Origin of the sequence: Neolewinella lacunae, from assembly GCF_014349155.1 — a bacterium.
GTDB classification, from domain to species: domain Bacteria; phylum Bacteroidota; class Bacteroidia; order Chitinophagales; family Saprospiraceae; genus Neolewinella; species Neolewinella lacunae.
In genome coordinates, this window is the sequence record NZ_JACSIT010000040.1 from 50,638 (window position 1) to 72,383 (window position 21,746).

Consider the following 21,746-nt stretch of genomic DNA (forward strand, 5'->3'; position numbering starts at 1 on the left):
AAGCTGGATTAATAGATAGAGCGTGGGGATAATAAATAGGGGTATTGAGTTATTGATTTTGCGGGACAACCTGTTCCCCCGCACCTCACTCCACCACCACCGTCACCCCCGCCGATTCCTGCGAGTAGCCACCGTCGGCGTGGACGGCCAGAACCTTATACACGTAGCGGATACCGGCCTCGGCATCCGTATCGGCCCAGCTGAGCAGTTGCCGGCCCGTCGGCACTGGCCCGTCGAAGAAATAGGCCACCGGCAGCGCCTTGTAGGGCCGCAGCCGACTCCCCCGCCGGCTGCGCAGCACCTGAAAGTGCAGTACACCGGGAGAAAGCGGGTAGCTCCATTCCAGCTCAATGCGGCAGTTGCGGAGTTGGGTTTTGGGGCCGTTCGTGCCGTATAATTCGCTGAGTCGGGCCGCAAATTGGGCGTCGGTCAGCGCCAGCCACTCGTCAAACTGGGTGGCGGTGATCAGGCCGCTCATCTCCAGCCCCAAGAGGACGGCTTTGCGATTTTCCGTAGAAATGGTCCCTCCGCTCTGCTGTGCAGCAATGATGTTGGTCATCAATGTCCCCACCGTTTCGTCCAGGTCAGTTGTAATGGTGCTGTCCGCACAAGCGTAGCCAATGGCGAGGTCCAGAATTTCGCCCCGGCTTCCGTCGTCGTGCGGGCGGAGCGTGACGATTTCGGAGCCGGCACCGAGTTCCATTTCATCGAAGGCAATGAATTGGTAGTCGTAGTTCTGCCGGATGAGGGCCTCGTCGTCATCCAGGTAATTTATGCTGCCGCTGGCGTCAAAATTTTCGACTACGAAATCGTCTTCTGCTCCGGCGGGGATGGTCACCACTGTAGTCCAGCTCCCGCTCCCGGAGGGTCGGCGTTGCAGTTCGTGGCGCACCACGTCGCTGTCGGAACTGTATTTCCAACTCAGGGCGATGCCCGCAGGCGTGGCATTCACCCGCGCCAATACCGGTTTGCCGGGCGGGGTAATGTCCACCCGGGGCACCACCAGCACCGGCGTCTTTTCGGAGGCATTGGCCCGGCCGTCTTCGGCCAGCAGCTGGTAAAAAATGCTGTCGTTGACGATCACCCCGCGCAGGTCATCGACGAAAAAGGTATCGGGGCGGACGTTTACTTCTACGGGGGCGAAGTCACCACCGCGCGCGTAGCAGCGCAAGACGCGGTAGCCCTTCAGGTCGGCCTCGCTGTTGGGGTTCCACTGCAGCAGTATGGTTCCGTCGCCCCGGTCCACCCCCGTAAATCCACTGGGGGCAGCCGGTGGGGTGCTGTCTTCCAACTGTCCCAGTTGGGGCTGGGTGCGGTAGAGGTGACCATTCTGGTCTTCCAGTTCAATGCTGTAATAGGCTGCGGGGAGCGGGGCAGGATCCGTCCACTGCCGGGCGCTCACGGCCAGGGTGGGCGCGCTTACTACTTCAAATGGTCCCTTCACACTCTCCGCACGGTAAATTCGTTGGGCCACCATCACGGCGTCATGGCTTCCTGTTACGCTTTCCCAGTGCAGGACCAGAGCGGTTTCCGTTGCCGCTACACTATCCATCCGCATCACCAGGTTCAGCGGCCCGGGGCGGGAGCGCCCGTTTACGTTCACTGATTTTGGGCCCGTAAACCCAAAAGGCGTCAAGCCCCTGATTTGGTACTTGTATTCCCCATAGACGGGCACGCTATCCGTAAACCAGGCAAATTTCGGGTCGTTCTCCGGGTCGGAAGCACCGTAAATAAATGGGGCCTCGTTTACCTGCACAAACGTGAAGGCATTAGCCGGCGATCGGTAGATATTGTACGCTGTGTATAAGGTCTCCGTTTCTGCCACGCTCCAGCCCACTCTCACGGTTGTATCTCCGTCCACTACCACTACGTCGCTTACGGGCACCAACGCTTCCACACTTTGCCCCAGTCCTCCCAATGCACCTGCGGAAGCGCCACTAACCCCAATGACGCTTACCACGTAATTGTATTCTGTGTTTGCAGCGGGTGCATTATCTACAAAAGCCAACGCCAGCTTTATGGCCACTGACCAGTTGCGATCAGCCAGCGCGTGCGCAAAAAACAGCCGGTTTTCCATTGATTCTTCGGCAGCAACCGCATCGGCAAAATCAAATTCACCGTCGGGGGTAATGTTCCACACATCGTCGTATAACAACTTTTTAGCCGCCTGCTCTAAATCTGTACTGGCCCATCCACTTTCGTTTCTTGGCTTCAGGTTATTACGCAATACCACGCGGCTGGCGGCCTGGTCACCCAATGAAAGCACCTGCCCATTCACCGCCCGCGTCATCCTCGAGATGATGTATCCATTTTCATTGGCCTGCAACCACAGCTGCGGGTCGCTGATTTGCCAACGCAAGCGAACCCGAGTCCCCTGGGCTTGCGTCATGACCGTAATGGAAGATTGGGCCGCCAGCCCCATCCCACAGCAGCAGAGCAAACAAACAAACAGGAATTTGGAGATAAATTTCATAATGATGTTATTAATAAATCCATTGCGCGGCCGCAGGTGCAATGTGAGTGCTTAAAAGCAAGCAACGGCTAATGCAGGCTGGGTTAATACTGGGTTGGCTATTCTTTGCTTGATGGTTAATTACTCGTAGGGCCTCCTCCACCGGAAGGGCGAGTGTAATTTAACTCCAGATAGCTCGCTTGCGTAGTCTGGGTTCCGTTCGGCAAATGATAACTTACCCGGATATAGTATAATCCGCTTCCGGGTATCAGAAATGGAGTATTATAGAAATTGTCAGCTCGTTGAGTGATGTAACTGAGGATATATGCATTTAGTGCGGCCACTGTACTATCTTGTCTTGGTTCACTATAGAATTCCTCAGTAATTTCATTAACACACGTCGATATCCGGCTCTGAAGTTGTAGGTAGTCTGCGTAAGCTTCTTGCGGTACGTTATATTCCAGCACCTGTCGGCGATCGCTCATTACTAAACCATTGGTAAAATGATCACCGCTAATGACCAGTGGCCCTTGGAAAGCCGAAACACTTACCCCTGCGGCCTCCCCTAGCGACTCAAAGTTACCCGCGCCAGTTGTAGTGAACTCCTCGCAGCTCCCAAAATCAGGATTTATGGGGAAGCCGGTGTACTGGAGTGCTTCCAGCGCATTATCATAAGGAGTCCCCAGGGCAGCTTGAAACCTCACCAAAGGTTCATCCACTCCAATGCCCAATCTTTCTACGTCACCAAGTAGGGCGTTTTGGTTCAATAGGCGGCCAATAAAACCTGTACTACCAGTCGTCGGTTGAATCGTCATGTTTCCTTGCTGCATCAACGCTATCTTTTGCGTGAAACGTTCTTGGTTGCTTACCCGGAAGTGGATAGGCGCGAGAATTTCCTTCACAATGTCTTTACCATCGTACCGGACAAGTTTCAACTGGTAAAGCTGCCCCAGCAGCAGTTTGGCTGGCGGAAGATCAAAAGTGATCAGTCGATTGCTAGCATCGTACGTGAAGGGAATTATTTCTACTGCCCCGGTGGCGGACGTCAAAATCACTTTATTCTCCACTCCACTGGGCAGATTATAGAGCAATGGGGCCTGCCCGGTTTTCAGCTGAATGAATCCCTTCTGCTGGCTGTATTCCTTGGGGTAGAAATCGTACATCCCGTCAACGGGGTAACTATAGGCTACGTTGGTCGCCGGAATGAAGTCGTAAGCAGCAGCAGTTGCAAAAGTTACCGTTTGCGTTTCGGTACGTTCTACGGTATTGCCTTTTTTGACCGTTACCGTGATCGTCACTCGGATACTATCGCCACCTCCAAACATGTTCAGAGGAACCAGTGTGGCGCTGGTTCGGTCATCACTCCATACCAGATTGTGGCTCAGCAGGTGCCCCCCATTCACCGTTTTCATGTTGTGTTCCGTAACGGTTGCGCTGAATGGCTGCCCATCCGGGCCATTAAAGACCCGACCGATCGGTACGGTAAAGTACACTTCAGGCCGGGCATCCGGAGCTACCCCAGGTGCCTTATCCAGCGGACTGATGTAGTTGATGAGCGGATTTTCATTTACAACCCCTCCGTCCGGGTCAATCAATGAACACTGCTCGCCAATTTCTACGTTGAGGTTGATTTTCTTCTCTACGAACAAAAGTTTTACCCGGGCCGCCAGTGTAGCCTTGGCCCAGAAGGGGTTAGGCAATCTGGCTTGCATTACTCCGGCAATACCCGCTTCGAAAATTGATACGCCAAACAATTTCACCCCACCGTTGAGGTACACCCAGGCCTGGCCAGCGGCGTACCAGCCATTCAGGCCAATCTGCTGGTTGCTTCCCGCACAAATGGCGCTACCGTAGTTGCGCAGCATCAAATCAAAGCCCATATCTGCTTCCAGGAAGCCTTGAACGGGGCCTGCTTTAAGCCGCGCCTCCGCAAAAATTCGGGCGCCGAACATGATCCCTCCACCCGATTTGCGCAGGCTCTCGTTGGTATTTATGAGATTAGCCATTGCAAGGACGTTTTCCGGCAAACCAGGAAAATCAGGAATATCCGTCCCCATGTTAAAATAGGCCGTTGCACCAGCATTGAAGTATGGCAGGTCAACCAGTATTCCCGCAGGGGCGGTCGGAGTACCAATATTAATATACCAATCTTCGGAATCAACGTGCAAGGCGGCCTGGACGAGGCGGCCATTGGGGCCAGCACCCATCAGGAGCCCACCACCTCTCAGGTAAGCTTCCAGCTTACCGTCGAAAACACCTTCGTTGAAATTATAGGTAAGATCAACCCAAGCAGAAATGGGTGGTCCAGCGGTGCCATTGCCTTGAGAAATACCTGGAACTTCATCTATTGGTAGCGCGGCAGAAATATTATTCGAAAGAGTCTGCATAAACTGCGGAGGATCAGGCAAAATATCTGCCATAAACTGTCCTTGCCCTTTAAAACTGATGGTGGCCAAACCGCCTCCATGGTCCCGGTCATTGAAAAGAAATTCCAGGCCAGCCCACCCGTTAAACACGCTTGACTCAGCAGTCGCAACCATTACTGCGGCTTTAAGCCCCAGGCCGTACTGTGGTGCCACGGTGTAGGTGGCACCCGAAAAGGACTCTCCCAAATTGGGCATACCGGCATGAGCGCCATTCCCACCGAAGTTCATTTTGCTTATGTCTAAAGTATTGTGCATATGGTAAGATACCCCGCCACCAAAACCATTTATTTTCAGTGGACCGATGGGCACGCCACTTGCAAGGCCAACCATTGCATCGACGAAGAAGTATTTGGTATCCTCCCGTTTGCCGAATTGTGCGGCCACCTGGGCAGAGAAATTCAACGGTTTTTTGGTGAATTCGGCTTCGAGCATCGCGTAAAACCCTTTACCATAGTCTGGATCATCGTTGAACCACTGCAAAGATCCGCTCACGTGCATGACATCTTTGATGTTGGCATCAATAAAGAGCCCCTTCAAATCAATTCGCTTGAACTTCCACTTTTGCCGGTCATTAATTTCTTCTAACTCGCCAAGGATGCCAAAACGCCCCCCTGCTGCGATTTCCAGTTCACTGACAAGGCCAATGGACAAATCAAATCCGAGGCCAAATTCACGGCTGGTACTACCTTTATATGGACTAATGCGGGAAAGGTCCATGGCAAACCCGCCAAAATCCATATTTACCCCTAGGTTACGGATTTCCCACATGCCTGCATCGAAGTAAGGATCGCGATTGGAGACACGGAACTCCTTGAAATATAATTCCGGCAGCGTGAGCTTAACAATCGAGGTGTCGGGAACTTTAAATCGCATGTTTCCAGTCAAGTCGGCAACTGCCAGGAACCCGTCGTAATCGTAGCCAATTTCAATCTTGGTAGCGGGCAACAATTCCACTTCCGCCAACAGCATATTCATTTTCACCGTGTCTTCTGGCTGTACGGTAAATTTGTAGCGCCCATGGCGGTAAATATTTGCGGAGTAGCGCAGCGTATCCGTAAATACCGGGATGATGATACCGCCTCCAAAACCAGCGCCAGCAAAGCTATTGTGCAGTACTTTTATATTAAAGCGGTCAATACCAAAGGGCCACCCCCCAGCATTTCCCGTTCCGATGTCCAGCAGATTGACTCCTTCCACGTAAGCCTCGCCAGAGAACCCAGTACCATCAATCAATACATCCTCAACGCCCACCGTCACAGGGTCTGCACCCTCGCTGAAGTCGTTCGGTAGGGTTGCGGAGAGGTTTGCCAGGTAAAATCCTCGCCACAAAGGAGAAAAGCCTACTTGTCGGTCGTAGTGTTGTGAAGAGTATCCGTCAGTGGGGACGAATTGTGGCGTTATCCGATCGCTTAAATCCACTACGGCACTATCCAGCCGCCACTTAATGCCCTCATTGTTGGTCAGGGCGAAGGCACCCGCGTCCACTGTGACCACGGCATCCAACCACTCCGTAACGTATGTATTGAAGTTTAGGTGGAAGCGCGCCGGATCAGGCAGCGGATTAAGGGTGTTATCGTCCAGTGGGGTAATAAATTCCCGGCACAATTCTACTTTACCACCTACTGCCATGCCTGCAAACCCACTGCAATCCCAATCAACAAATGTTTGCCCAGCATCCAGAATCAGTTTAGTGGCATTGTTGATGCGAATAGCAACGGTTGAGGCGAGCGACAAGCGGGATCCATCGGCTCCGCCTACCCCGAAAGTAATGTTCGTCCCCTCAAAAACCAGTTTCTGCCCGGAATCTGGGTCTTCCAAAATCAGGTACGCACTCAGGGTAGCACCACTGATTGGATTGAATTTGACATCATCCAATAAAATGGTGTACTGAAGTCCGCCAATGTATTTGGTAACGGAAATTGGCAACAAATTGGAACCTTGCCCCGAGGTGTCTTGCGATGCAGCCTGCATCTGGGCCAGTTTGGCCAAAAAGTGGGCCCGGTGAACCCCTTGGATGGCTCGGAAGCCTTGTTTAAACTGTGTATTCAATTCGTACCGAATCATCTCCGCACGGTCGGCAAACCCTAAATCGCCCGAGATTGAAGCGAGGGCGGGAAAATCCGTAAACTGATGGCTGGGTGCAGCGTACACATAGTTTTTAGGTTCCGCCCATAGGGTGCCATTGTCATACTCTTCCCGGGAGGAAGGCTCAAAATTGCCGACGCTTCCATTGAGCTGCTCAAGAGTATCCAGGTACTCTTTTACTTTACTTCTTACCCAGGCAGCAAAAGCGGCGGGGTCGCGCAAAGGGCCTATTTGCTCCGCATTTAGACTTGAAAGCTTGGACAAAACATAACTCAATGCCGCCGCTGCGTCTGCCCCTAAGACCATGGCTTCTTTCCGAATAAGTTCCAGTTCTGCTCTATCACATGAGTCTAACAAGACGTGCTTTTTCTCCAGACTGACCACTAGTGGATCCCTGGTGACCCCGCCCATAGAAAAGGTATCGGGCCTGATAGCAAATTTTTGGCTAAGTCCCGGGTTAAAGTATTGGCTGGAATCCCCGTAAATATAGGGTTCGGCAAACTGCAACGATTCCCGTATCGCTTGCATTTCTCCTCGCAAATTATTACAGATACCTCTGCGGGTTTGCAAGTCTTGTTGCACTGTGGCTAACTCCGCTGCCATCTGCGCATTGACAATTGCGGAAAGTTGGCTACCGATGCTATCTATAAATTGCTGAGTGGCGGCATCAATGTAGCGCTGTGGATTACAGGGATTGTCAGACGCATCGCGGCCCTCCCGGTTACATCCTTGTTCATTGTACTGGGTTCCCGTAGTAACGTGGTTACCATTGGCATCGAAGCCAAGGGTATCCAGATTGTTGCCCGTATACACGTTGATTCCTAAGCTATCGAACCCAAATCGGTCGAGGCCAGTAACTGGGTTTATCCCATTTTCATCGTATTCGCCCTCAATCTCTTGTGGTATACAGATGTCCCCGCCAATGGCCAAAGTGTCGACGCTGAAATCGTAATTGCTCAGGTTATCTTCCATGCCTTCCACTAAGCCGTCGTAAAGCGTGCGGAATTTATTGACTTTCCCGGCAAAACTTACCAGCAAGTTCCGGTCATTAAAAGGTAGGGGAACCAGGCCGGTGCCTTGGTAGGAGCCTTCGCTACTAGCTTGCTGCACAAGGGTTTTTATCAGTAGTGGGAAGCCATTTACGGTAATTACTTCTCCCTCGGTCAGGAAAAGGAGGGGTTCAGTATTGGTGGCAGTAGAATCTGCTACGTATACGTCCCCACACTCATAATTGGTGAGCAGAATTTCCGGCTCTTCCTCCAACACTACTTCCACCGAATCAATTGCTCCAGGATTGATCAGCACCTTGCTTGCGGTACAGATTACCGGACAAAAGGCACCATCTGTGGTCTGCATCCGTACGGTAATCTCCGCATCAGCCGCAATGCCGATCAAGTTTCCTGCCCAGGTAGCTGGGTCAGGCAACAGCCCCGGACCTGCAAAAGGGATCACCTCGGAGACGGTGTTCCCGTTGCTTTCGTATTCAGCGACGACCTCTACCCGGGTAGTAGGAGAAGCGGCAAGTAAGGTATTAAGCGACTGTTGACCAACGTTTTCGAAGACCAGAAAGGCCTGGTCTCCGGCGAGGGAAACAACTTCCAACTTGTGTACCAACTCGCAGAGCGGCACTACCGCCGAAGAGTTGTTGAGGGATTGAAAAGCGGGCGGGGTGATGGTTCCCACTGCCTGACATCCGTTCGTGGCGGTTACCGTAACGCCGTAGGGTACATTGCCATTGTCGATGAGTAAGTCTGAGGAAGTCCCACCGCTTGACCACGAGTAACTGCTGGCCGTAAAACCACTAGGAAGTACAGTTTCCAAGCGCGCCGATCCATAATTTTCACAGTCTGGCGCATGATAATTGAGCGCTACAGTAATTCCTTCACACGCGCTTTGATCGTGAGGCAAAATAGTAACCTCATCGATGGCACTACAGCCCGTTTGGTCCGTAACCGTTAAACTGTAGGTGCCCGCTACGTTCACCGCTAACTGATCCGCCGTAGAGCCGGATGACCAAGCGTAAGTGAAAGGCGGAATTCCTCCGGATAGTGTTGGAGCAATGGTCACCAATCCATTGGGTACCAAGCGCTCAGTTGAGGCGGATAGGGTCATTTCAACGCCTCCTTCGATGGTGTAGGACTTAGAAATGGTACATCCATACGAAGTAATCAGTTCCACAGTGTACGTACCCGCCTCGTAGACCAAGAGGTCTTCTCCGAAAGCGCCATTAGACCACCTGAACAGCAAGCCCAACCCTGGGCTACCCAGAACTTCAGCGGAAAGACGGGCGGGATGCTCGGCGCAAGCCTGATCAAAATCTGCGCTGATGATCAAATCAAAAGCGGGTTGTATTTCAATGGTATCCGAAAAAGTGCACCCCGCTGAGGTAGTCACGGTTACCCGATACTCCCCCGGCACAGTAACTTGGGTCACCCCGGTGGTTGCTCCGTTGCTCCATTGATAGGTTCGGGTGCCATTCCCCGAGTAATTGGAAAAGGAAGCTGTTAGTTGCAAGGGATCATTACCACACAGGTAAGGAGTACTGGCTACAATGTTCACCGCTCCGTGCATCGCCGGATCGCCCTGTGGGACCACTGTTTTCACCGTTTCACAACCGTTGGAGGCCGTAACCGTGAGCGTGTAAATCTGGTCCCCCAGCAATTGTACTTCAGGAGTTGTATGCCCCGAAGACCATTGGTAGGTGTATGAACCATTCATGGATCCTACTTCAGCAGTAAACTTGAACATCGCTTCTTCGATGCAATCCGCAGTGGTCAGCTGCTCTTGTTGCACGGATACTTCGGGGGCTGGGACGGTGTTTACGATGTAGCTATTCTCCCCTACAATATTGCCGTCGCTGTCTAAAATGATCCTTCGATAAACTGTTCTTGGATTCGTGGGAAAAACCATTAATACTCCATAAAAAGCCCCTCGGACAGGAGTCATTGTAATGCCATCCACTTCCCAAATGTAACAATAATCGGGGTCCTCAGAACACCCTAGCAGAACTCCGCTGCCAGCACAAACATTAGGTTTGAGCCCATCGATGTAGGCTGCATTTGCCGGAGAATTAGGCAGGCCTGGCGTGGTGGAGGCCGCATTGTACAGCCCTACTTGAAAACTGCTTGCCAGTTTATGGTCTCCGTTCACGAAAGTCACTACTCGGTCCGATAAACCGCTTGAACTGACTTGAACCGCATTTGGACTGGTTTGGTCTAGAAACACTTGGTTCAGATGTCCGATGGTACTCAGCGACCACATTAAGGCGTGTACCAGCTGGCTGTTTTTGTCCCTGACTTGTACAACGTCGACGTTGTCGTTCAATGACAAAAAGTTATTCCAATCGAGGTTCATACCTCCTGAAGCTCCGCAAGAATAACCCGTGTTAGTTCCCTGTGGACAACTTGCCTTCCGGATCAGACAAGAGCTGTTAAAAGGTATCTGATATACCCCATCTAAGTTTGGCGCTCCATCCTTTGAACCATCTATATCCGGTTGAGGCCGCAGGTCGTCGTATAGCAAGATAATGGTTCCAGGCATCACCTCCTTAAAGCAGTCCCCTAGAACAATATGCCCTGGGGTTGACCCAGTACTTGTCTTGGAATTATGGTTATCATCTATTATAAAACCACTAACATCTACGGGAGTCAAAGAGTCCTCGCCCATCACGATCAACTCGATAAATTCGCCGTTTACAACCGATTTTCCTTGGTTTTTCCCCTTGCTCGGTCCAGGATTCCCTACCTCGTTAATTAGCAGCCATCCAGCCTCAACTGTACACTGTGCATTAGATACTTTAGGGGCTAGAGATAGACAAACTAGGGCTAATCCGGCAACGAGTGATTTAAGCATTTTGGCGGTGTTAAAAGTTCAAACTGATCGCAATATGCACCGATTCACTGCCAGTAAACGTACCTATGTCAATTTATGCGAACTTTTTTTTCTCGCGACCAATCGATTGCCCCCCATTCCAAATGGCGTGTATACAATTGAAGTTGATACAATCATCTTTTACCCCTCCCATTATCCCCTCCCGGCGAATGCCCAATGTTAAATGTTAACCGCCGTAGGCAGCAGCGTAGCTAATCATAAATGTTAAATTCTCTCCCCCCCAACAGGGTTTTCATCCCTCCCGGCGAATGCCTAAATGTTGAATGTTCAATCATAAATGTTAAATGCCCCCCCTCAACAGAGTTTCTCACCCCTCCCGGCGAATGCCCAAATATTGAATGTTAAATTGTAAATTGTAAATCCCTCTTTCCAACATCTCCCCCCTCCCCCCCGTTCAACCTCTAAAAACACACACCCCCATGAAACTCAAGCTCAAAGGGCAGGTCGCCATCATCACCGGATCCAGCAACGGCATCGGTGCCGCCTGCGCCATCGGCCTCGCCGCCGAAGGCGTCAAAGTCGTCATCAATTACCACTCCAGCGATGCCGACGCCGAAGAACTCGTCCGCCAAATCAAAAAGTCCGGCGGCGAAGCCATCGCCGTGCAAGCCGATGTCTCTCAGGAAAAAGACGTCAAAAAACTCATCAAAACCTGCCTCAAAACGTACGGCCACCTGGACATCATGGTCGCCAACGCCGGCCTCCAGGTTGATGCCTCTTTTACTTCCATGACCCTCAAACAATGGAATAAGGTGCTCGAAGTCAACCTCACCGGCCAATTCCTCGCCTGCCGCGAAGCCGCCAAAGTTTTCCGCAAACAAGGGGTCCACCAACACGGCCGCTCCGCCGGCAAAATCATCTGCATGTCCAGCGTCCACGATGAAATCCCCTGGGCAGGACACGTAAACTACGCCACCGCCAAAGGAGGCGTCAAAATGCTCATGGAATCCATGGCCCAGGAACTGGCCCCCGAGAAAATCCGCGTCAACGCCATCTCCCCCGGTGCCATCCAAACCGACATCAACCGCGAAGCCTGGGACGACCCCAAAAACCTCAAAAAACTCCTCACCCTCATCCCCTACGGCCGCATCGGCCAGGGCGAAGACGTCGCCAACGTCTGCGCCTTCCTCTGCTCCGATGCCGCCGATTACATCACCGGCGCGACCATCTACGTCGATGGCGGCATGATGCTTTACCCCGGCTTCGCCGACAATGGATGAGGCATTTACAATTTACAATTCAATATTTAGAATTGAACATTGCACGTCATACCCTTACCGGAAACCTATCTGCGTAGCATATAATCACCCCTCCCAGCGAAGCCAAATTTTAAATGCTAAATTGTAAATTGTAAATTGTAAATCCCCTAGCCCGGCGCTCCTCCGAGGCGTCCCCCGCACCACCCTATGTAATCTCTAGTTACTGATAACGTGTAACGGTGCGGGGGCTCCTCGGAGGTGTCGACGGCGTAGCGTTACCCCCCCCTCCCGGCGAAGCCAAATTTTAAATGCTAAATTGTAAATTGTAAATTGTAAATCCCTCAGTTCCTCCGATTCACAATAGCATCCTGGTGATCAATCGATTCCTGGTGAATCGCCTGGAGGTACTGCTTCATGAATTCCGGACTCAACCCGTGCTTCTTGCCTTTCTCCGCCGCAGTATGCAAAATGGCTTCCCAACGGTCGCTCTGCAAGACGGCAATGTTGCGCTCCGCCTTGAATTCCCCGATCGCGTCGGCCAGTTTCATGCGCCGACCAATCATCCCGATCAGTTCAGTATCAATTTCATCGATTTGGCGGCGGAGCTCCGTTAGTTTTTCCATCTCAATCTCGCTGACCGTGGGCTTGCGCAGGCGGAGGTTCTGCAGCAGCTCGCCGAACACCGCGGGGGTGATCTGCTGGGCAGCGTCGCTCCAGGCTTCGTCCGGCCGGGGGTGTACCTCCGTCATCAGTCCGTCGTAGTTGAGGTTGAGCGCCTCCTGGGCCACTTCCAGCAGCGTATCCCGCCGCCCGCAGATGTGGCTGTTGTCTACGATCATTTGCAGGTCGGGGAACAAGCGATTCATCTCAATGGCCAGCTGCCAGCGCGGCACGTTGCGGTAGGTGGTTTCCCCGTGGTAGCTGAAGCCGCGGTGGATCAGGCCAATGCGCGTAATGCCCGCCTTGTAAATCCGTTCCACCGCCCCTTGCCACAGGCCCAGGTCGGGATTGATCGGGTTTTTGATCAGTACCGGAATGTCGGTGCCGTTAAGCGCATCGGCCACTTCCTGCACGCTGAAGGGGTTCACCGTCGTGCGGGCCCCGATCCAGAGGACGTCAATGCCCGCCTTCAGGCAGTCGTAAACGTGGCTGGCGTTGGCCACCTCGGTGGTGGTCCGCAGGCCCGTTTCCTCCTTCACGCGCTTGAGCCACGAGAGGCCTTCTTTGCCGACGCCCTCGAAGCTGCCCGGACGGGTCCGGGGCTTCCAGATGCCCGAACGAAAGAGATCGACCTGCCCGAGTTTGGCCAGGTCTTTGGCACACTGCATCACCTGCCCTTCGGTCTCGGCGCTGCACGGCCCGGCAATCACGATGCCCCGGCCGGGAGTGGGCTGAATTACTTTTCCTATGTTCATTATTTAAGTATTTTCTCGATTTGGTTGGCCTTTTCAATGCGTTCGTAGAAGCCGTCAAAATCGCGTTTGATGAGTTGGGTTCTGAATTTTGCGAGTTGTTCAATGAGTTCGTCCAGGACGTCCAAAACGTGGTCCCGGTTCTGCCGGAAAATCGGCACCCACATATCGGGCGAGCTTTTCGCCAGGCGCACCGTGGAGCCAAATCCCGAGCTGGCCAGCTCAAAAATCCGCTGCTCGTCCCGTTCTTTTTCGAGCACGGTCAGGGCCAGGGCAAAACTGGCGATGTGGCTGATGTGGCTCACGTAGGCGCAGTGGAGGTCGTGCTCCTTGCGGCCCAGGTAGCTGAAGCTCATCCTGGCGCTGGTAAAGAGCCGCCGGGCGGTGTCCAGGGCGTCGAGGTCGCTGCGTTCGCCGTCAATGACCACGCAGGTTTTGCCCGCAAAGAGCTTGGGCACGGCGGCTTCCGGACCACTGAATTCGGTGCCCGCCATCGGGTGGCAGGCCACGAAGCGGCCCCGGTTGGGGTGCTCGTCGATGGCGTCCAGCAGCAGTTCTTTGGTGGAGCCCACGTCGAGCACCGTCTGCTTCCCCCCTACCCGATCCAGCAGTTCGGGCAGGAGCCGCAGCATCGCATCCACGGGCGTGGCCAGGATGATGACGTCGGCGGCCGCCACGCCCTCGGGCAGCGACATCTCCTCGTCAATGAGCCGCCGCCGAATGGCCTTGTGGAGGTTCTCCGGCCGCGCGTCCACGCCAATGATGCGCGTCGCAAAACCGCTCTCCTTCAGCGTAATGCCGAGGGAACCGCCGATGAGCCCGATGCCGATTATGGTTACTGTCATGGTTGAAATGCCTGGTTTTTTGGGCCTTTTTTTGCGCGGTCGCAGGTGCCAAATTCGTCGTTTAAGGAGCGGTGGAGAGCCGGGCCAGGGCCTCCGCCAGCCGGGTTTCCGTAGCACAGAGGCTGATGCGCACGTACTCCCGCCCCGCGCTACCGAAGATGCCGCCCGGCGTCAGAAAGACGTCGTTGGCGTACAAGGCGGCGTCGCTGACCGCGTATCCGTCTTGGCCGGTCGGACAACGGGCCCACACGAAAAGACCCACCTGCTCGGGGTCGTACGCGCAGCCCAGGGCGTCCATGATGCGCATGGCCAACACCTGCCGCCGCCGGTAGTGGCCGTTGAGTTCGTCGTACCAGTCCTGGCCCAAGTCCAATGCTACAACCGCGGCTTCCTGAACGGGTCGGAACATTCCACTGTCCATGTTGGATTTGAAGCGGAGTACGGTGTTCAGGTATTCCCTTGCACCTGCGAGCGCGCCCACCCGCCACCCCGCCAGATTCTGGGCCTTGCTCAGGGAGCTCAACTCGATGGCCACCTCGCGGGCCCCGGGGATGGCCAGCAAACTCTGCCGCGTTTCCGTGAGGATGAACGCGTAGGGGTTGTCGTTGACCAACAAGATGCGCTTGCGGCGCGCGAAGGCGATCAACTCTTCAAAAAAACCGGCCGGAGCCACCGCGCCCGTGGGCATGTGCGGGTAATTGACCCACATGATGCGCACGCGGCTGAGGTCCTGGGCCTCCAGGCTGGCCAGGTCGGGCAACCAACCACCCTCCGCACTGAGCTCGTAGGGGCGCACCACGCCACCGGCCAGCTCCGTCGCCGAGCGGTACGTGGGGTAGCCCGGGTTGGGGACGAGCGCCTCGTCGCCCGCGTTCAAATAGGCCATGCTGATGTGCATGATGCCCTCCTTGCTGCCGATGAGGGGCAGGATCTCCGCCTCCGGGTCCAGGTCCACCCCAAAGTAGCGTTGGTACCAGCGGGCGAAGCCCTGCCGCAGTTCGGGCCGCCCCGTGTAGGGCTGGTAGCCGTGGGCGGCGGGGTCTTGGGCGCCCCTAGCGAGAGCGGAAATGACCTCCGGCGCCGGGGGTAGGTCCGGACTCCCAATGCCGAGGTTGATCACGTCGTGCCCGTCGCGTTGCAGCTGGGCGAGCTCGCGCAGCTTGGTGCTGAAGTAGTACTCCTGCACGTCGCCCAGGCGCTCGGCCGTAGGGATGATGGGTTGCAGAGAAGATTTCGTTAGCGTAGACATGGCGGGAGAGATTAGGGCTTTTCGCCGGCGGCGTAGACGCCCAGGATGCGCAGTTCGGTACACAGTGGGCGGATGGCCTCCAGGGCCTGCTCCAGAGAGATGTTCCCCTCCAGCAGAAAATCCACGTGGAAGCGGTACTGGAACGGCCGCCCGATGATGGGCGCACTCTGGATTTTGGTGAGGTTGACCTGGTAGGCGGCCAATACCATCAATACTTTGTAGAGGCTGCCGGATTCGTGGCTGGTCGCGAAGCTGAGGCTGACTTTATCGCCCGCGTCCTGCCGGTGGTCGCGCCCCCGCTCCAGAACCAGGAAACGGGTGTGGTTGAGTTTGTTGGTTTCGATGCCGGGGGCCAGGATGTCCAGTCCGTAAAGTTCGGCGGCCGTAGCGCTGGCCACGGCGCCGCGGGTGGGGTCCTGCAGCTCCGTGACTTGCCGGGCGCTGAGGGCGGTATCGGCGTCTTCGATGAGTTTGATGCGGGGCCAGGGCTTGAAAAATTCGCGGCACTGGGCCAGCGCGACGGGGTGGGAATGCACGACGCGGAGCTGGGAGATGTCCGTGCCCGGCAAAGCCATCAGGTTGAGGCGGATGCGGAGGTACACCTCGGCGGTGATGCGCAGGTCGGCCGTTTGGAGCAGGTCGTAGTTGGCCATCAGGCTGCCGGCCAGGGTGTTCTCAATGGCCATCAGGCCCAGGTCGCTCTGCCCGGTTTCTACTTGTTCCACCACGTCGGCAAAGGTGTGGGCCGGCACCGTCACCACCCGCCGGTCGGCAAAGTGCTGCCGCGCCGCCGCCTCGTGGAAAGCCCCCGCGTAACCCTGTATGCTAACCCTTAGTTGTTCCACTTCCGTTATCGTTTCCATAGTAGAGGGGTAAAAAAAAGTGGTCCCGAAGGCTTCGGGACCACTTTTTGCAATGCTTCTTTCGAGTCATCAGCTTAGCGTCCCTTGCCCGGGGGGCAAAAGTAAAAGCCGTACCAAAAGTAAAAATTGCGATTAATCATCGTTTTCCGTTTCGCAAGATACGCCCTTGCAAGGGCAAACCTACGGTAGGGGTTCGAAACTACAAAATGTTGTTTGGGCAAGGGTTTTTAAATATTCTCCCCCCGCCCAAGCGCCGGGCTCCGACGGACCCTGCCAATGACGAAAACGACCGGGTTTGGCGCTAGCTGCAAAAGCTACAGAAACGAAAACATCCGATTCCAATGGACGGTAAAAAACGAAAACGTCGGGTTCCACCTGGCGCTGGTTAAACGAAAACGTCGGGCTTACACCCGACGCTACGCTTGGCCCCTCCAGGGCCGGGGGGTGAGAAACCCGACTGGTCATCATTCGGCGCACAGCGCCTCAACCACCCGCCTATCCCTCGCGGCAGCCCCTTTATCCCTTCATCCTTTAATCCCTTAATCCCTGTCTCGCCTATCCCGTGCGGTAGCCCATTCACGCATTAGCTACGCTGCTGCCTACGGCGGTCACGCATTCGCTCATTCACGCATTGACTACCTTCGCCCCGCCCACCCCACTCCCCATGCTTTACCACCTCGTCCGCCCGGTTGCCCGCTACGTATTGCGCCATTACTACCGCAACATCGACCTCACCGGCCTGGAGCAGATCCCCCCGGGGGCGGCCGTTATCCTGGCGGCCAACCATCCCACAGCCTTCATCGAGCCCTGCATTCTGGCCTGTTTCCAGCCCCGCACCCTGTGGTTTCTGGCCCGGGGCAACCTGTTCAAAAACGGCATTTTCACCTTCCTGCTCAATGCCCTCAACATCTTGCCGGTTTTCCGCCGCGAAGACGGAGGCTACGAAAAGCTGAAGGTCAATTTCAGTACTTTCGACGCCTGCTACCGCGCCCTGAGCAGAGGACGTGCCCTGATGATCCTGGCCGAAGGGCGCACCATCCACGAAAAAGACCTCCGCCCCCTGCGCAAGGGGACGGCCCGCATCGCCCTGGGAGCCCTGGACAAATACAACACCCTGCCGGAGGTCTACATCGTCCCCGTGGGAATCAACTTCACCCACGCCGACCGCATTCGCAGCACCGTCATGCTCCGCTGCGGAGAGCCCATTCTCGCCTCCGAATACCTCGCGGCCTACCGGGAGAATGAAGCCATTGCTATTCGCGACCTCACCCTGCACCTGCGGCAGCGCCTCGAACCCCTCGTCGTTCGCTACCCCAGCCGCCTGCACGCCGACCTCGGCGAAGCGGAACTGGAACTGGACCGCAGCAACCACGCCACCCACCTCCGCCACGGCATCACCCATTTCGGCGACCAGCTGAACCGCGAACTGGCCCTGGCCAGCGAAGCCCCCGCAGCCGCCCCCGCCCTGAGCCGCTACTTCCACCGCCTGGCCACCAACGGCCTGACCGACGCCGCCCTGGCCGGAAATTACCGCAAAGACCGCCAAATGCCCGCCACCGAATGGGCCAAAAGCCTCCTGGCCGGCCTCCTCTTGCTGCCCCAAATCCCCCTCTGGCTGCTGGCCGAAGCCATCGCCGCCAGCCAACCCAAACACATCGAATTTTACAGCCCCGTCCGCTTCGCCGTAGTGGCCGGCGGCACCTTCCTGCTCTATCCCCTGGCGCTGCTGCTCCTGCCCTGGCTAGGCAAAGCCTGGCTGCTGGCTTCCCTGCTCAGCGTCGGCTGGGCCATCCGCAAACTCGAACGCCTCCAACGCTGGTACGCCAACCGCAAAGTCGAACGCATGGTCGAGCAGGAACGGAGCATTTTGAGGGATTGGCGGAAGGCCCTGGAATAAGGGTGGAAGGGCGTAAGGGGTAAAGGGGCTGCGGCAAGGGACAGGCGTTACAGGATGATCGGTATGCCCATCTCCCGTCCCTGGAGGGGCCGCTTACGTAGCGTCGGGTGGAGCCCGACGTTTTCGTTCATTCTGCCGCGATTGCCACCCGCCATTTTAGCTTTATTTTACCCCCCAGAAGCCCCCGGCACCCAAACGTCTGTCGCCCGTTAAAACATTAATCCACCCACTTATGCTCCCCATCGTCTACCTCAACGGCGCTTACCTGCCCAGGGAGGCCGCCCAACTCAACGTGGCCGACCTGGCCATCCTCCGCGGTTTCGGCATCTTCGATTTTTTCCGGTACCTGAATGGCAAGCCCCACTTCATCGAAGACCACCTCGACCGTTTCTACCGCAGCGCCGCCAGCCTCGACCTGAAAATCCCCGTCGACCGCACCGAACTGAAGGCGGTGGTCATGGAGCTCATCCGCCGCAACGGCAAGGCGGATGGCGGCATCCGCTTTGTCCTCACCGGCGGCTATTCCCCCGATGGCTACACGCCCGGCACCCCCAACCTGGTGGCCATGGCCTACCCTTTCGCCTGGCCCCCCGCCGAACTGTACACCCAGGGCTGCAAGGTGCTCATCCACCCCTTTGAACGGCAAATGCCCAGCGTAAAAAGCATCGATTACCTGGAAGGCATCCGCATCCAGCCCATGCTGCGCGCCCAGGGCTACGACTACGCGCTGTACCTCGACCGCGAAGGGATGGTCCGGGAAAGCGACCGCTCCAATTACTTCATCGTCAAAGAGAACACCCTCATCACCCCCGCCGAAGCCGTGCTGCACGGCATCACCCGCCTGCACCTCCTCCGCCTGGCCCACCACCTGAGCCTGCCAACCGAAGAACGCCCCGTCACCCTGGCCGAAGTCCTGTCCGCCGACGAAGCCATCATCTGCAGCTCCGCCAAAGGAGCCATGCCCATCACCAGCATCAACGGTGCACCCGTCGGCGACGGCCAGCCCGGCCCCTTCACCCGTCAGCTCATGGCCGCCTGGCCACGCTACCTGGCGGATTTTGCCTGAGGTTGCTTTAGGTCGAGACCCTCTGGGTCGTAGAAGAATAAGTCACTGTAATTAGCTGGATCGACCCAGAGGGTCTCAACCTAGGAAGTCTAGGCCCCTAAAGCGCGTACGGGTTAAACCCATTAGATTAGACAGCCTAATCTTAGTGGTTCAAAAAAAAGCTGCGCAGCAGCTAAGAACCAAAAAAAGGCACCAAAAGACTTAGTGTATCCTTAGTGCCCTAAGTGATCTTAGTGGTTCAAAAAAAAAGCTGCGCAGCAGCTAAGAACCAAAAAAAGGCACCAAAAGACTTAGTGTATCCTTAGTGCCCTAAGTGATCTTAGTGGTTCAAAAAAAAGCTGCGCAGCAGCCAGAACCAAAAAAAAAGCCCGCCAGCTCCCTTTCAGGAACCAGCGGGCTTTTGTCTTGCGAGCGAAGCGCTTTACACTACTTATTTGCCTTCGACTTCCTCGAACTCTACGTCCTGGACATCCTCGGCACCCTTTCCGGTGCCAGCGCCCGCTCCGGGGTCACCCGCACCCGCGTCGGCAGTGCCTGCGGCCTGCTGGGCCTGGTAGATGTCTTGGCTGGCGGCGTTCCAGGCGGCGGTCAGGGCCTCGGTAGCGGCATCGATTTTGGCGATGTCTTCGGCCTTGTGGGCGTCGCGGAGGTCGTTGAGCGCCGTTTCGATGGCGGCTTTTTTGTCGGCCGGGATCTTGTCTCCGAGTTCCTTCAGCTGCTTGTCCGTTTGGAACACGAGCTGATCGGCACCGTTGATTTTCTCCACGCGCTCGCGGGCCTGGGCGTCGGCGTCGGCGTTGGCCTCGGCTTCTGCTTTCATCCGTTCGATGTCTTCGGCGCTCAGTCCGGTACCGGCTTCGATCTTGATGGTTTGCTCTTTGCCCGTGCCTTTGTCTTTGGCGGATACTTCCAGCAGGCCGTCGGCATTCAGGTTGAAGGTTACCTCAATCTGGGGTACACCACGGGGTGCGGGCGGAATGTCGCCCAAGACGAAGCGACCGATGGGGCGGTTGTCTTTGCTCATCGAGCGCTCACCCTGCAGGACGTGGATTTCCACGCTAGGCTGGTTGTCGCTGGCCGTAGAGTAGACTTTAGACTTCTTCGCGGGGATGGTCGTGTTGGCTTCAATCACCTTGTCCATCATCCCACCCATTACCTCGATGCCGAGGCTGAGCGGCGTTACGTCCAGCAGCAGTACGTCTTGTACATCACCGCTCAGTACGCCCCCCTGGATGGCAGCGCCTACGGCTACTACTTCGTCGGGGTTTACGCCTTTGTTGGGCTTCTTGCCGAAGAATTTCTCTACCGCTTCCTGAATGGCGGGGATGCGGGTGGAGCCGCCTACGAGAATGACTTCATCGATCTCGTCCTTGCTCAGGCCAGCGTCTTTGAGGGCCTGCGCGCAGGGCTTCAGCGTGCGCTGTACGAGGTCGTCGGCGAGTTGCTCAAACTTGGCGCGGCTGATCTTCACCACCAGGTGCTTAGGCACCCCGTCCACGGCCGTGATGTACGGCAGGTTGATTTCCGTTTCCTGGCTGCTGGAGAGCTCAATTTTGGCCTTTTCGGAGGCTTCTTTGAGGCGCTGCAGGGCCATGGGGTCTTTGGTGAGGTCGATGTTTTCCTGGCTTTTGAATTCGCCGGCCAGGTAGTCGATCAACACGCGGTCGAAGTCGTCACCGCCCAGGTGGGTGTCCCCGTTGGTGGATTTTACTTCGAAGACGCCGTCGCCAAGGTCCAGAATAGAAATATCGAACGTACCGCCACCGAGGTCATACACGGCGATGGTCATGTCTTTGCTGCGCTTATCGAGGCCGTAGGCCAGGGCCGCAGCGGTAGGCTCGTTGATGATGCGGCGCACCTTCAGGCCCGCCACTTCACCGGCCTCCTTGGTGGCCTGGCGCTGGGAGTCATTGAAGTAGGCCGGCACGGTGATGACCGCTTCGGTTACTTCGGAGCCGAGGAAGTCCTCAGCGGTTTTCTTCATTTTTTGCAGCACCATCGCGCTGATTTCCTGGGGCGTGTAGAGCCGCCCGTCGATGTCAACGCGGGCTACGCCGTTGTCGCCTTTCACAACTTTGTAGGCCACGCGGTCTACGTCGTTCTTGGCTTCGTCAAAGCGCATCCCCATGAAGCGCTTGATGGATGCTACGGTTCGGGTCGGGTTCGTGATGGCCTGGCGCTTGGCGGGTTCGCCGATTTTGCGCTCGCCGCCGTCCAGAAATGCTACGATGGAAGGGGTGGTGTTCCGCCCTTCTTCATTATAGATCACGGTGGGCTCACTGCCCTCCATTACCGCCACACACGAGTTGGTTGTACCGAGGTCGATACCAATAATCTTGCCCATACGATTTACTAATTTTA

At 55.8% G+C, this 21,746-nt stretch carries 10 protein-coding genes; 3 read left to right on the plus strand and 7 right to left on the minus strand.

Annotated features, from left to right (window positions below; translation table 11 throughout):
- Positions 1-85 precede the first annotated feature (85 nt).
- Positions 86-2,473: a fibronectin type III domain-containing protein gene (locus tag H9S92_RS01750; RefSeq protein WP_187465006.1), complete on the minus strand. Its 2,388-nt coding sequence runs from the start codon at positions 2,471-2,473 to the stop codon at positions 86-88.
- 116 nt (positions 2,474-2,589) lie between these two features.
- Positions 2,590-10,287 (minus strand): hypothetical protein, encoded by a 7,698-nt coding sequence (locus H9S92_RS01755; protein ID WP_187465007.1) that lies wholly within the window; start codon positions 10,285-10,287, stop codon positions 2,590-2,592.
- 986 nt (positions 10,288-11,273) lie between these two features.
- On the opposite strand from H9S92_RS01755, the gene H9S92_RS01760 reads away from it, so the two are divergent.
- Positions 11,274-12,074: an SDR family oxidoreductase gene (locus H9S92_RS01760; protein WP_187465008.1), complete on the plus strand. Its 801-nt coding sequence runs from the start codon at positions 11,274-11,276 to the stop codon at positions 12,072-12,074.
- A 320-nt stretch (positions 12,075-12,394) separates the two neighbouring features.
- Here the strand turns inward: H9S92_RS01760 and H9S92_RS01765 are convergent, their stop codons facing one another.
- The 4 genes from H9S92_RS01765 to H9S92_RS01780 all read right to left on the minus strand — a co-directional run bounded on the left by H9S92_RS01765 (position 12,395) and on the right by H9S92_RS01780 (position 16,422).
- Positions 12,395-13,468 (minus strand): chorismate mutase, encoded by a 1,074-nt coding sequence (locus H9S92_RS01765; protein WP_187465009.1) that lies wholly within the window; start codon positions 13,466-13,468, stop codon positions 12,395-12,397.
- Complete coding sequence (locus H9S92_RS01770) at positions 13,468-14,310, minus strand: prephenate dehydrogenase (RefSeq protein ID WP_187465010.1); 843 nt, start codon at positions 14,308-14,310, stop codon at positions 13,468-13,470. The genes H9S92_RS01765 and H9S92_RS01770 overlap by 1 nt, the downstream gene beginning before the upstream one ends.
- A 61-nt stretch (positions 14,311-14,371) precedes the next feature.
- On the minus strand, positions 14,372-15,559 hold the full coding sequence (locus H9S92_RS01775) for a pyridoxal phosphate-dependent aminotransferase (RefSeq protein ID WP_187465011.1): 1,188 nt from the start codon (positions 15,557-15,559) through the stop codon (positions 14,372-14,374).
- An 11-nt stretch (positions 15,560-15,570) separates the two neighbouring features.
- Positions 15,571-16,422 (minus strand): prephenate dehydratase, encoded by an 852-nt coding sequence (locus H9S92_RS01780; protein ID WP_187465012.1) that lies wholly within the window; start codon positions 16,420-16,422, stop codon positions 15,571-15,573.
- 664 nt (positions 16,423-17,086) lie between these two features.
- Here H9S92_RS01780 and H9S92_RS01785 point away from each other — a divergent pair.
- Both H9S92_RS01785 and H9S92_RS01790 read left to right on the plus strand, forming a co-directional pair.
- Positions 17,087-18,319, plus strand: coding sequence for a 1-acyl-sn-glycerol-3-phosphate acyltransferase (locus H9S92_RS01785; RefSeq protein WP_187465013.1), 1,233 nt, complete (start codon positions 17,087-17,089; stop codon positions 18,317-18,319).
- 232 nt (positions 18,320-18,551) lie between these two features.
- Positions 18,552-19,385 (plus strand): aminotransferase class IV, encoded by an 834-nt coding sequence (locus H9S92_RS01790; protein ID WP_187465014.1) that lies wholly within the window; start codon positions 18,552-18,554, stop codon positions 19,383-19,385.
- 430 nt (positions 19,386-19,815) lie between these two features.
- Here H9S92_RS01790 and dnaK read toward each other — a convergent pair whose 3' ends face one another.
- On the minus strand, positions 19,816-21,729 hold the full coding sequence (gene dnaK, locus H9S92_RS01795) for a molecular chaperone DnaK (protein ID WP_187465015.1): 1,914 nt from the start codon (positions 21,727-21,729) through the stop codon (positions 19,816-19,818).
- Positions 21,730-21,746 lie beyond the last annotated feature (17 nt).

Bases quoted from the DNA above. Each gene is read 5' to 3' on its own strand.
- H9S92_RS01750 (WP_187465006.1), bottom strand. From the start codon at position 2,473: ATGAAATTTATCTCCAAATTCCTGTTTGTTTGTTTGCTCTGCTGCTGT.
- H9S92_RS01760 (WP_187465008.1), top strand. From the start codon at position 11,274: ATGAAACTCAAGCTCAAAGGGCAGGTCGCCATCATCACCGGATCCAGC.
- H9S92_RS01765 (WP_187465009.1), bottom strand. From the start codon at position 13,468: ATGAACATAGGAAAAGTAATTCAGCCCACTCCCGGCCGGGGCATCGTG.
- H9S92_RS01770 (WP_187465010.1), bottom strand. From the start codon at position 14,310: ATGACAGTAACCATAATCGGCATCGGGCTCATCGGCGGTTCCCTCGGC.
- H9S92_RS01775 (WP_187465011.1), bottom strand. From the start codon at position 15,559: ATGTCTACGCTAACGAAATCTTCTCTGCAACCCATCATCCCTACGGCC.
- H9S92_RS01780 (WP_187465012.1), bottom strand. From the start codon at position 16,422: ATGGAAACGATAACGGAAGTGGAACAACTAAGGGTTAGCATACAGGGT.
- H9S92_RS01785 (WP_187465013.1), top strand. From the start codon at position 17,087: ATGCTTTACCACCTCGTCCGCCCGGTTGCCCGCTACGTATTGCGCCAT.
- H9S92_RS01790 (WP_187465014.1), top strand. From the start codon at position 18,552: ATGCTCCCCATCGTCTACCTCAACGGCGCTTACCTGCCCAGGGAGGCC.
- dnaK (WP_187465015.1), bottom strand. From the start codon at position 21,729: ATGGGCAAGATTATTGGTATCGACCTCGGTACAACCAACTCGTGTGTG.